Source organism: Pectobacterium carotovorum, from assembly GCF_900129615.1.
Lineage (GTDB): Bacteria > Pseudomonadota > Gammaproteobacteria > Enterobacterales > Enterobacteriaceae > Pectobacterium > Pectobacterium carotovorum.
This window is the reverse complement of sequence record NZ_FQWI01000006.1, coordinates 295292-307130: the sequence shown is the minus strand read 5'-3', so window position 1 is coordinate 307130 and position 11839 is coordinate 295292. Positions and strand designations below refer to the sequence as shown.

Annotated in this window: 9 protein-coding genes; all 9 read right to left on the bottom strand. The window is 54.8% G+C overall.

Translation table 11 applies throughout. The features are described 5' to 3' along the window. Window positions 1–130: 130 nt before the first annotated feature. The 9 genes from gpmA to modF all read right to left on the bottom strand — a co-directional run bounded on the left by gpmA (window position 131) and on the right by modF (window position 11804). Entirely contained in the window at window positions 131–883 is a 753-nt protein-coding gene (gene gpmA / locus BUB06_RS14405; protein WP_010302707.1) for a 2,3-diphosphoglycerate-dependent phosphoglycerate mutase, read from the bottom strand. A 137-nt stretch (window positions 884–1020) separates the two neighbouring features. Continuing rightward, window positions 1021–4158 (bottom strand): efflux RND transporter permease subunit, encoded by a 3138-nt coding sequence (locus BUB06_RS14400; protein WP_039473867.1) that lies wholly within the window; start codon window positions 4156–4158, stop codon window positions 1021–1023. Further along, complete coding sequence (locus BUB06_RS14395) at window positions 4155–5657, bottom strand: efflux RND transporter periplasmic adaptor subunit (protein WP_039473864.1); 1503 nt, start codon at window positions 5655–5657, stop codon at window positions 4155–4157. Before BUB06_RS14395 ends, BUB06_RS14400 begins: the two co-directional genes overlap by 4 nt. Further along, entirely contained in the window at window positions 5654–6913 is a 1260-nt protein-coding gene (locus BUB06_RS14390; protein WP_039473861.1) for a TolC family protein, read from the bottom strand. Before BUB06_RS14390 ends, BUB06_RS14395 begins: the two co-directional genes overlap by 4 nt. Window positions 6914–6925: 12 nt before the next feature. Continuing rightward, complete coding sequence (locus tag BUB06_RS14385; protein ID WP_039473859.1) at window positions 6926–7279, bottom strand: copper-binding protein; 354 nt, start codon at window positions 7277–7279, stop codon at window positions 6926–6928. Window positions 7280–7353: 74 nt separating this feature from the next. Next, window positions 7354–7806, bottom strand: coding sequence for a hypothetical protein (locus tag BUB06_RS14380; RefSeq protein WP_039473857.1), 453 nt, complete (start codon window positions 7804–7806; stop codon window positions 7354–7356). Window positions 7807–7944: 138 nt separating this feature from the next. Next, the gene (gene galM / locus BUB06_RS14375) at window positions 7945–8991 is read right to left on the bottom strand and encodes a galactose-1-epimerase (protein WP_039473855.1); all 1047 of its coding nucleotides are present in this window, start codon (window positions 8989–8991) and stop codon (window positions 7945–7947) included. A gap of 119 nt (window positions 8992–9110) precedes the next feature. Then, entirely contained in the window at window positions 9111–10130 is a 1020-nt protein-coding gene (gene galE, locus BUB06_RS14370; protein ID WP_039473853.1) for a UDP-glucose 4-epimerase GalE, read from the bottom strand. 198 nt (window positions 10131–10328) lie between these two features. Then, on the bottom strand, window positions 10329–11804 hold the full coding sequence (gene modF, locus BUB06_RS14365; protein WP_039473850.1) for a molybdate ABC transporter ATP-binding protein ModF: 1476 nt from the start codon (window positions 11802–11804) through the stop codon (window positions 10329–10331). Window positions 11805–11839: the final 35 nt, after the last annotated feature.

Sequence of the window (11839 nt, the reverse complement as noted above, 5' to 3'; positions counted from 1 at the left end):
GCTGAGTAGCATAAAAAAATCCGTAATCCCTGTGAGATTACGGATTGTTACACAAGTACCGGATCGTTCAACTGATCCTTAACTGATCGGCATTACGGCACAGGCCGGGTTTTTGTCATTCAGGGGAAAATTACTTCGCTTTACCCTGATTCGCTACTGCGGCAGCTTTTGCAGCGATTTCGTCTGCGTTGCCCAGGTAGTAACGTTTGATCGGCTTGAAGTTCTCGTCGAATTCATAAACCAACGGCACGCCAGTTGGGATATTCAGTTCCAGAATTTCGTCTTCGCCCAGGTTGTCCAGGTATTTCACCAGCGCACGCAGTGAGTTACCGTGAGCCGCAACGATCACACGCTCACCGCTTTTGACGCGCGGCAGGATGGTTTCGTTCCAGTAAGGCACAACACGTTCGATGGTCAGCGCCAGGCTTTCAGTCAGCGGCAGCTCTTTGTCGCTCAGGGCAGCGTAACGTGGGTCGTGACCCGGGAAACGTTCGTCATCACGCGTCAACTCTGGAGGCGTAATCGCAAAACCACGACGCCATTGTTTAACCTGCTCGTCACCGTATTTCTCAGCGGTTTCGGCTTTATTCAGACCTTGCAGCGCACCGTAGTGACGCTCATTCAGTTTCCAGGATTTCTCAACTGGCAACCAGGCTTGATCCAGCTCGTCCAGTACATTCCACAGTGTATGAATGGCACGTTTCAGCACGGAGGTATATGCGAAATCAAAGGCAAAACCTTCGTCTTTCAGCAGCTGACCTGCGGCTTTGGCTTCTGAACGGCCTTTGTCGGATAGATCGACATCGTACCAGCCTGTGAAGCGGTTTTCGTTGTTCCACTGGCTCTCACCGTGTCTTACCAGTACCAGCTTAGTTACAGCCATAGCTAAACTCCTTCCTATCCTAAGATTTCTGTGATAACTGATTTCATTATAGGGGTGGAGAACGGTTATCGGCAATCGATAGTCGATGGCAAGCGTGATTTATCCGCAGGTTGTTTGCGTAAAATCACGCTCTGGCTTTACCGTTTCAGCAAACCGGAATCCCCCTTGTGCAATAATAGATAGACCGCTGGAATCACCAGCATCGACAGCAGAGGGGCACTCACCATCCCGCCGATCATCGGCGCAGCAATCCGCTGCATGATTTCGGATCCGCTGCCGCCTCCCCACATAATGGGGAGCAGCCCTGCCATAATCGTTGCCACGGTCATCATTTTCGGCCGTACGCGCAGAACCGCTCCTTCATGGATGGCATCCATCAATTGCTGGCGTGACAGTGCCTGACCTGCCATACGGTGTTTCTCTACTGCATGGTTGAGGTACAGCAGCATAATGACGCCGAATTCCGCCGATACGCCTGCCAGTGCAATAAAGCCCACCGCACCCGCTACAGAAAGATTATAGCCAAGGAGATAGAGCAGCCAGACGCCGCCAATCAGCGCGAAAGGTAAGGTTGCCATAATCAGCAACGCGTCTTTGATGCGGTTGAAGGTGACATACAGCAGCACAAAAATGATCAGCAGCGTAAAGGGCACGACGACTTTCATTTTCTCCGTGGCGCGTTCCAGATACTCAAACTGACCTGACCAGCTCAGTGACACGCCTTCCGGCAGCGTGACTTGTTGGGCAACGGCCTGCTGCATGTCTTCAACGGCAGATTTTAGGTCGCGTCCACGCAGGTCGACATAAATCCAGTCCGACAGGCGGCTGTTTTCACTTTTCAGCATCGGTGGCCCTTCGCTGACGCGAATATCAGCCAGCTCTGCCAGCGTCACTCTGCTGCCGTTGGCCGTCACGATGGGTAGGTCACGCAATTTTTGTAGCGAATCGCGTAATTCACGAGGGTAGCGGATGTTGATGGGATAACGCTGGCGGCCTTCAATGGTTTCGCCGATGTTTTGCCCGCCGATTAGCGTAGCGACCACCGACTGGAGCTCCTCGACGGACACGCCATAACGTGCGGCGCGCTGACGATCGATATCAATATCGATATAGCGTCCGCCCGCCAGCCGTTCCGCCAGTGCAGACGTCACGCCCGGAACCTGTTTCACCACCTGCTCGATTTGTGCAGCAGTACGTTCGATATCTGCCAGATTATTGCCGTTAACCTTAATGCCCACCGGGCTTTTGATGCCGGTTGCCAGCATGTCCAGACGGTTACGAATCGGCGGCACCCACACGTTCGCGATACCCGGCAGGCTGACGGTACGATCCAACTCGGCAACCAGCTTGTCCATGGTCATGCCCTCGCGCCACTGGTCGCGCGGTTTCAGCCGAATGGTGCTTTCCAGCATGGTGAGCGGAGCGGGGTCGGTGGCTGTTTCGGCACGGCCTGCTTTGCCGAAGACCGATTCGACTTCGGGCACAGTTTTAATCAGCCTGTCCGTCTGTTGCAGCAGTCGGCCAGCTTCCCGTGCAGAGATGCCGGGCAGGGTGGAAGGCATATACAGCAGATCGCCTTCATCCAGCGGTGGCATAAATTCGCTCCCCAGACGGCTGAGCGGAAAGAGCGTCAGCAGCAACAGCAGGCCGGAAATCAGCAGCGTGGTTTTCGGGTAGCTCAACACCTTTTGCAACACCGGGTGATAGGCTGCAATCAGCCAGCGGTTAATCGGGTTCGCCTGTTCGTCCGGTATCTTGCCGCGTACGAAATATCCCATTAATACTGGCACCAACGTAATCCCTAATCCGGCGGCGACGGCCATGGCATAGGTTTTGGTAAAGGCCAGCGGGGAAAACATGCGGCCTTCCTGTGCCTCCAGTGAGAACACCGGGACAAACGACAGCGTAATGATCAGCAGGCTGCAAAACAGCGCGGGACCCACTTCCACCGCAGCCCGTTCTGCTAGCTGCCACCACTCGTTATTCTGCGGCTGCTTCCCAGGATTTTCATGCCGCCACTGTTCAATGACTTTATGCATGTTTTCTATCATCACAATCGCGGCATCCACCATCGCGCCGATGGCTATAGCGATACCGCCCAGCGACATAATATTCGCGTTCACCCCCTGATAGCGCATGATGATAAACGCCCCCAGAATCCCCAACGGCAGGCTGATGATCGCCACCAGCGCCGAGCGGAAGTGAAACAGAAACAGGGCGCAGATGATCACGACGACAACAAATTCTTCCAGCAGCTTGAAGCTGAGCGTATCGATGGCGTGTTCAATCAGCTGCGAGCGGTCGTAGGTTGGGACGATTTCTACACCCGCTGGCAGGCTTTTTTGTATTTCCTGTAACCGCGCTTTGACGGCATGCAGCGTATTCAGCGCGTTCTTGCCATAGCGCAGGACGATGATGCCGCCCGCCACTTCGCCTTCGCCATTCAGTTCTGCGATGCCGCGCCGCATCTCCGGTCCTTCTCTGAGCGTCGCCACATCCTGCAACAGCACAGGAATGCCGTTGCGGGTAGTCATTACCACCTGGTTGAAATCTTGCGCGGTTTTCAGGTAACCGGTGGTGCGCACCATGTACTCCGCTTCGCCCAGCTCCAGCACGGAACCGCCGTTTTCCTGATTGGCTGCTTGAACAGCGCTGACGATCTGCTGATGGGTGATGCCCTGCGTTCGCATGCGTTCTGGGTCGACGACGATCTGATACTGTTTGACCATACCGCCCACGCTGGCGACTTCTGCTACATCGGGAACGGTTTTCAGCTCATATTTCAGCAGCCAGTCCTGAAAGCCGCGCAGATCGGCCAGACTGTATTTGCCGCTGCGATCGACCAGTGCGTATTCGTAGATCCAGCCGACGCCGGTGGCATCTGGGCCGAGTGAGGTTTTCGCATCGGCAGGCAGGCTGGATTGCACCTGACTGAGATATTCCAGCACGCGGGAGCGTGCCCAGTAAGGATCAGTGCCATCTTCAAACAGCACATAAACGTAGGCATCGCCGAACATGGAAAAGCCCCGTACCGTTTTGGCACCCGGCACGGAAAGCATGGTGGTCGTCAGCGGGTAGGTCACCTGATTTTCCACCACCTGCGGCGCTTTCCCCGGATAGCTGACGCGAATGATGACCTGTACATCTGATAAATCGGGCAGAGCATCCAGCGGCGTTTTTTGTAGAGACAGCAGACCCCACGCCGCCATGAACAGCGCGGCCAGTAAAACCAGAAGACGGTTTTTGAGCGACCAGCGAATGATGTAGGCAATCATGGATGACCTCCATGTCCGGCATGCGGATCGTCAGCGGGTAAAAAATGCAGGACGTGAATCCCACTGTCGTCCATGCTGAACTGGAAACTGACGGTGCTGCCGATCCCCACTCCCTGTGGCAGCCCTGACGATGGCAGCGTGAAGTCCATCGTCATTGGCGACCAGTTGAGTGCCGGAACCGCTTCGTGTTCGATGGTGGCCTGATTGCCGTTTATCGCTCTGATGACTCCCTGAGTGCGATAGCCCGCGGGGGCAGTCGGCGTTGCTGGGTTTTCCGATGTCTCCGCATCAAACTGCGGTAAGGCGCTGCGCAGGCTGGCTTCGGAATCAATCAGGAACTGGCCTGAAGTGACTACGTTGTCGCCTGCTTTCAGTCCATCGATGATTTCGACCCAATCTCCCAAGGTTGCGCCAGCAGTGACGTTGCGTGGGGTGAAATGGCCGTTGCCATCACTCAGCAAGACCCGGTTTTGGCTACCGCTGACCAATAGCGCCTCCTGCGGGATCGCCAGACGCGGCTGTGCCTGAGAGTGAGAAAGCTGCACGGTCAGGTACATGCCGGGTTTAAGCTGTTGTTGCGGGTTATCCAGCACGACACGGGCTTTTAGCGTGCGTGTGGCACTGTCCAGTATGGGTAGCAGTTCGCTGACTTTGCCGTGGAAGGTTTTGTCCGGCCAGGCACGGCTGGTTGCGCTGATGTCGCTGCCAATCGTTAGCTGCGCCGCCTGCGCTTCGGGATAATCGACATCGACCCAAACCGGGTTCAGACTGGCAAGTTCGAATAACGGCTGAGCAGGGCTTAACTGCATGCCTTGCCGCACCTCCAACTTATTCACGTAGCCGTTTTCTGGTGCGGTAATCGCGATCCTGTCCTGTGGTTTGCCGCTCCGCTCGACCTGCCGAATAATCGCTTCCGGCATGAATAACAGCGCCAGCCGCTGGCGGGCCGATTGGGTGAGTATGTCGTCGCCCAACTGCCGTACCGCCAGATATTCGCGCTGTGCCGCCGCCCAGGTCGGGTTCCATAATGTGGCTAGCGTTTCGCCTTTCTTCACTTGTTGTTGCAGCGCATTGACCGTGAGTTTTTCGACAATGCCGCCGCTGGGTGCCACCAACGTGTGTAAACCGCGTTCGTTGAGGACGACGGTGCCATAACCTGTGGTGCGGTCAGTCAGTTCGCGTATTTCCGCGCGGGTGGTGCGAACGCCGAGATTTTGTTGCTGACGAGCGCTGACGATGACACCGCCGTCCTCCTGTATGTCATCGGCGTAGCGGGGCACCAATTCCATATCCATAAAGGGCGATTTCCCCGGTTTGTCGAAACGTTTATCCGGCACCATCGGGTCATACCAATAGAGAATGGCACGTTCTGGCTCTGCGGTAGAAGGCGAGTGCGGCGTTTGCTGTTTGCCAACTAGATAGCCCACGCCACCTGCGCTGAGAATAGCCAGTGCTATCAGGCTAAACATCAATGATTTGTTCGTGACTGTTTTGCTCATCGCGTAGGGCTTCCTTGTGGTGTCAGATAACGGATGGCAGCCCAATATTGCGCCATCTCCCGAGCGGTATCCTGAACGGCAATCCGGCTTTCGAGTAACGCCCGACGGGCATCCAGTACGGCGTAAAGATTACTGCTGCCGGATTGATACTGAGCCTGAATCAGTTTGATGCGCTGCTGTTGGAGAGGGAGAACCTCGTTGTTCTGGCGCTGCCAGCGAGACTGTGCGGCTTGATATTGAGCAATCAGCGTATTGAGTTGCGCCTGATGCTCTCGTTCGGTGAGCAACACTCTGTCGCGAGCTTCCATGCTGCGCGAGACGTCTGCGGCATAGTCCTTATCCTGACGTTTGGATGTGAAGAGCGGCAGATCGACTGTCACCATCATGCCCGCCATATCGTCGTAATCATCTCCACGTTTCGCGTAATAGACTTCAACATCAACATTGGGGATGGCGGCAACAGCTGACTGTGCGGAACGAGCCTGAGCCAACTCGGCCTCACGCTGCGCCTGTTGCATTTCTGGATGCTGATGAATGGTGTTGCTCAGCACCTCCGGTGAGGCAGGCAGCCGTTCAAAGCGGGGAAGGTCGCCGTTTACATTGATATCTGCGATGCCGGTAAGCTGCACCAGTCGGGCATGTGCGATGCGCGTGTCCCGTTCTGCATCAGACTGCCTGTCCTGCATGGTTGCCAATGTCAGGCGGGCATCCAGCACGCTACTGGCTTCACTACCTGCCGCCACGCTCGCTTTTTGCGATGCGATTTGCCGCTGGCTTTCTGTGACCAGCGCGGTTACCTCGCTCAACGCTTTTTGTGAGAGAGCCAGATCCAGCCATGCCTGTGCCGTTTCCCGTTGCAGACGAGCACGGATACTCTCGCTATTACTTTGCAATGCATCGGCTTCTACCCGAATGGCCTGTGCTTTGCTATCACGCTTACTGCTGCTGACGTAGGTCTGCATGATGCCGATACGCTGCATCGTCATCCCTTCTCGCGTGAGTCGGCTGCCGTTGTTGCCGCCTAATGGCAGATTCTCGACGCCAAATTTCAACTTAGGGTCGGGAAGCTGTGTGGCAGAGTCGGCCATGTTCTGAAGCGCATTAATCTGGTGTTGGTTGGCTGACAGGTCGGCGGAGTAACGTTCCGCCGCCTGTAACGCCTGTTCAAGACTCAGATCTGCCGCAAAGACAGCGGCAGGCAGCCACAGCAACATCGCCAGACACGCGCGCGCGGCGTCGTGTTTGGATAAATTCATGATGTGCTCCGGTTAAGGCTGCTTTGGCGTAATCGCGGTCAGGATGTAGCCGTTCTCGTTCTGGATAAAGCTGAACGTGACTGGCGTGTTGACAGGCAATGGCGTTATTTCGCCGCTGGATGGCAGCATGAAGGCCATCGTCATGGCAGGCCATTTTAGGAGGGCAATCGGCGCGTGGGAGAGCGTGACGCTGTTGGCGTTCCACTGCTTAACAATCCCGGTAGTCTGATAAACGGCTGTCGTGGCCGCTGGGGGAGTGGTCGGCATCATTGCGTGATGCTGGTGGTCGTTGGCCCACACGGGGAAGGTGAAGAAAGAAACAGAAAAAATCAGGCCGCTGATCAGCGCCATATAAGTAATACGCATAAAATAATCCCAATAAAAATAATTGATAAACAAAACGTTGCGCCCGCTGGCGCAGGGGTTATCAATCGCTTGGGTTATTCTCTAAATCGGCAGAAACGGATTTCAGCCGGAGGGCCGACCGCTGGGGGGGAGAGCCAGACATCAGAGGCTGGGGTAAGGTGGACAGGGTTATCCGCTAAGACCAGCTCACCGCTCACTGGCAGCGCTAGTAATGCCAGCGAGCCATTATCCTGCTTCACACTATCCGGCACGCAGTGTTTTTCGCACAGCGGCGTTTGCTGGTCGGCAGCGTAAGACGCTGTAGCCGTATGCTGAGCGTGAGATGATAACGGCTGAACGTCAGCCTGTTGCAGATGTGCCTGATGCTGGATCGCGGAGGAGGTCTGGCTGATCGTCATATCGCATTGATGACCTGCGATAGCCAGTTGCGCATTCAGGAAAAGCCAGCACAGCGCCAATAGCCATCCCCACCTGCCTTTATGGCGCAGATGATGAATGAATAATGGAGACCGTGATGATGCGGACATGGCGTTTCCTTTTTGGACGTTTTGGCAGTGTATGCGTCTGAGCGGGAAGGGGGCAAGCGGGGAATAGCATAGTTTTGTAAATTGGCAGATAGCCATCTGCCAATGTTATCAATGGGTTAATTATCTTTTGCTGTTCGGTTACTGGGTAAGGAACTGGTACGTGGTATCCGAGCGATAGACCTTCCCCGGTTTCAGCCAGCAGTCGGGCTGCGGCCAGTCTGGGTGGTTTGGGCTGTCCGGCAGGAATTCGCTTTCCAGTGCGACACCGGCATAGTTTTCATACTGACCGCCGTCTCGCGAAGGCGTTCCGGCCAGAAAGTTGCCGCTATAGAGCTGTAAGGCGGGGGCACTGGTGAAAACGCTCATCAGCACACGGCCATCGGATGACCACAAATTGGCAGCAGGACTTTCGCTGGAACCGCAGGTGCGATGCAATAAATAAGCGTGATCGTAGCCACCAACGGCCATTTGATCGCTGTCGCGCAGGAAATCTTCTTCCAACGTTTTTGGCTGACGGAAATCCATTCCGGTAGCGTTTACTGGTGTCAGATCGGCGTTGGGAATGCCCGCGCTATTGACCGGTAAATAATAGTCGGCAAACAGCTGCAATTGGTGCTTACGTACGTCAGTCAAATCGCCATCAAGGTTGAAATACGCGTGGTTGGTCAGACAAACGGGGCAGGCTTTCTCTACGGTCGCCTGATACGAGATTTCCAGCGAATTATGTTCGGTCAGCGCGTACGTCACCTGTACGTTAAGGTGGCCTGGATACCCTTGATCGCCATCCGGTGAATGCAATTGGTAAGTCACTTGCGTTGCATCCTGACTGGCGATTCGCCAGCGGCGGGCATGAAAGCCTTCTGGGCCACCGTGCAACTGGTGTTCATTCTGATTTGGAACCAGATGAAATGTTTCGGTTTCCCGACTGAATGTGGCTTTGGCTATGCGGTTGGCATAGCGGCCAATCGACGCGCCGAGATAAGCGTTTTGTAACGGATACTGCTCGGGTGATGCACAGCCCAGTAGGACTTCTCGCACCTCACCCTCGGGTAGCGGCAGCTCACAGGAAAGCCAGGTTGCACCCCAGTCCATCAGGCACACGCGCATACCTGCCTGATTCTGCAAGGTCGTTAACTGAAACGGCTGACCATCTGGTGCCAGCGTGCTAAGACTTTCATTCAACATGACTTGCTCCTGTAGAGGCCCGAGAAGATAGAGAGGGTTGGCCGATGGTTGCAATGTTGGGGGAAGGCCAGCAGATCGGAGCTTCCCCCTAATCCGTCATTCGGCGTGAAAACGCGCCGTCACGCTTCGTCGTACCCATTGGGGTGGTTGGACTGCCAGCGCCAGGTGTCCTGCGCCATTTCTTGCAGTGAGCGTGTGACTCGCCAGTTAAGATCTTTTGCTGCACGTTCGGCATCTGCCCAATAAGCAGGCAGATCGCCCTGACGACGCGGGGCAAAATGGTAAGCCAGCGGTTTACCACAGGCCTGACTAAAAGCCTCGACGACCTGTAATACACTGTAGCCTACGCCTGCGCCCAGGTTGTAAATATGCACGCCAGCACGATTTTGCAGGGTATTCATGGCGGCGATATGACCGTCAGCCAGATCGACGACGTGGATGTAATCTCGCACGCCAGTGCCATCAGCGGTAGGGTAATCATTACCGAAGATCGCCAGTGAGTCGCGACGGCCTACCGCAACCTGAGCGATATAAGGCATCAGGTTATTAGGCACACCTTGCGGATCTTCGCCCATTTCACCCGATGGATGGGCACCCACTGGGTTGAAATACCGTAACAGCGTAATACTCCATTCCGGCTCAGCATGCTGTAAATCTTGCAGGATTTGCTCGACCATTAGCTTGCTGCGGCCATAGGGGCTGGCAGGGTGACCTGTGGGGAAACTTTCCTGATAAGGCGTGTGTGGTTGATCGCCATAGACGGTAGCGGAGGAGCTAAAAATCAGGTTTTTCACGCCTGCTTTCTTCATCGCCTCTACCAGCACGAGCGTACCGTAGACGTTATTGTCATAGTAGCTGAGCGGCTCACGCACTGACTCGCCCACGGCTTTTAAGCCAGCAAAATGGATGACGGAATCAATGGAATGCGTAGCGAAAATATCGTCCAGCAGCGCGCTATCGCGGATATCGCCTTGATAAAAAACGGGTGCCTTATCGGTTAAGCGCGTAATGGTTTTAACGACGCTAGCCTTGCTGTTGCATAAGTTATCGAGAATAACGGGTGTGTGTCCGGCAGAGAGCAATTGTACGCAAGTATGACTTCCTATGTAACCGCTACCACCTGTAACAAGAACGTTCATAATGACCTCTATTATCGCAATGCAGCAAAATAACATGGTTAGGGGCAGAAAAAGGTGATCTACAGCGAGAATCTGCCTCTGTTATCGATGGTTTATTTACGAATAAACTGAGTGAAGCATAATCTACAGTGTAAATGAGCCCGGCTTTCTACCCTATATTTTATTTTGTGGTAGCGTTATCATCCTTGTTTTCAGGCGTTATTTACATAACGCGTCAATCTGGTAGCGATAGATGTCGTTGTGCGGGACGAAAGTGAGCCGATGTGTGATGCACTCGGGTGCATCTTCCGCGTGGTGGGAGACAAAGAGTAGCTGCGTTTCGCCCTCGCTAATCAAGATATCCAGCCAGCGTCGCACCAGTTGGCGATTGAGCGGATCAAGCCCCTGTAGCGGTTCATCGAGAATGAGTAGGGCGGGGTGTTTGACTAATGCGCGGGCAATCAGCGTCAGACGCTGCTGGCCCCAGGAGAGCGACTGAAACGGCGTATCGGCGATAGCGCCATTGAACCCAAGTAGAGTGAGCCACTGTTCGGTCAGGTGGCGCTGACGGTCAGAGATAGCCTGATAAATCCCAATAGAATCAAAGAATCCTGACAGGATAACGTTGCGCACGCTGGTGCTGACGCGGTAATCCAGATGGAAGCTGCTGCTGACATAACCGATGTGGCGCTTGATGTCCCAAATGGTTTCACCGCTGCCGCGTTTACGGCCAAACAGCGTGAGGTCGTTACTGTAGCCTTGCGGATGGTCGCCTGTAATCAGACTGAGTAGCGTCGATTTCCCCGCGCCATTTGGCCCGATAATCTGCCAATGCTGACCGGGTAATACTTCCCACGTCAGCTCGTGCAGAATAGGGCGATCGTTGTACTGCACCACGCCGTTACGCAGCCTAATGCGTGCCTCGTCAGCGGGAAGCGTCATATACCGCTGCGGATCTTCCGGTTCTGGCAACGAACTCCCCGACAGCTTTTCGCTAAACGCGAGTTGAGCCACCAGCGCTTCAGAGAGGATCGCTTCACGTTCGCCGACGCGGGTCAGCGTACAGTCTGCCAGTACACCGACATGGTTGATAAAGTCAGGTATATCGTCAAAGCGGTTCAGAATAAGCACCAGCGTATAACCGGTGCCAGCCAGTTTCCTCAGCTCATCGGCAAGTTGCTGGCGGGAAGCTACATCCAGTCCATCAAAAGGCTCATCGAGAATCAGCAAGTCGGGCTGGGACATCAGCGCCTGACACAGCATCGCCTTGCGGGTTTCCCCCGTAGAGAGGTACTTGAAGCGCCGCTCCAGCAAATGCGCAATGCCAAACTGGTGTGCCAACTGTTGGCAACGCGCGGGATCGTTGAGGCTATCCTGAATCACTTCTGCCGTGGTGCGGCCAGTATCGTCTTCACCTTCACTGAGCAGATCGGTGTTATTGCGCTGCCATTCGTCGGAAACCAGTTTTTGTAATTGTTCAAATGACAGGCGAACGGGGCGTTGAAATCCCGTGGTGCGTTCACCACTCAATAGCGGCAGTTCGCCGGATAGCGACCGCGCCAGTGCAGATTTACCACTTCCGTTGGCCCCGACAAAGGCCCAGCACTGGTTTTGTTTGAGCGTCAGGTCGTCCAGACGCAGCATGCGGGTGTCGCTGAGACGAAATAACCCCTGAGTGATGTTTAACAATGACATTTTCTATCCTTCGTCAGACGGCAATAGCGCTAAAG

What these genes read in the sequence shown, in the direction of transcription:
- gpmA (WP_010302707.1), bottom strand. Translation starts at nt 883, where the DNA reads ATGGCTGTAACTAAGCTGGTACTGGTAAGACACGGTGAGAGCCAGTGG.
- BUB06_RS14400 (WP_039473867.1), bottom strand. Translation starts at nt 4,158, where the DNA reads ATGATTGCCTACATCATTCGCTGGTCGCTCAAAAACCGTCTTCTGGTT.
- BUB06_RS14395 (WP_039473864.1), bottom strand. Translation starts at nt 5,657, where the DNA reads ATGAGCAAAACAGTCACGAACAAATCATTGATGTTTAGCCTGATAGCA.
- BUB06_RS14390 (WP_039473861.1), bottom strand. Translation starts at nt 6,913, where the DNA reads ATGAATTTATCCAAACACGACGCCGCGCGCGCGTGTCTGGCGATGTTG.
- BUB06_RS14385 (WP_039473859.1), bottom strand. Translation starts at nt 7,279, where the DNA reads ATGCGTATTACTTATATGGCGCTGATCAGCGGCCTGATTTTTTCTGTT.
- BUB06_RS14380 (WP_039473857.1), bottom strand. Translation starts at nt 7,806, where the DNA reads ATGTCCGCATCATCACGGTCTCCATTATTCATTCATCATCTGCGCCAT.
- galM (WP_039473855.1), bottom strand. Translation starts at nt 8,991, where the DNA reads ATGTTGAATGAAAGTCTTAGCACGCTGGCACCAGATGGTCAGCCGTTT.
- galE (WP_039473853.1), bottom strand. Translation starts at nt 10,130, where the DNA reads ATGAACGTTCTTGTTACAGGTGGTAGCGGTTACATAGGAAGTCATACT.
- modF (WP_039473850.1), bottom strand. Translation starts at nt 11,804, where the DNA reads ATGTCATTGTTAAACATCACTCAGGGGTTATTTCGTCTCAGCGACACC.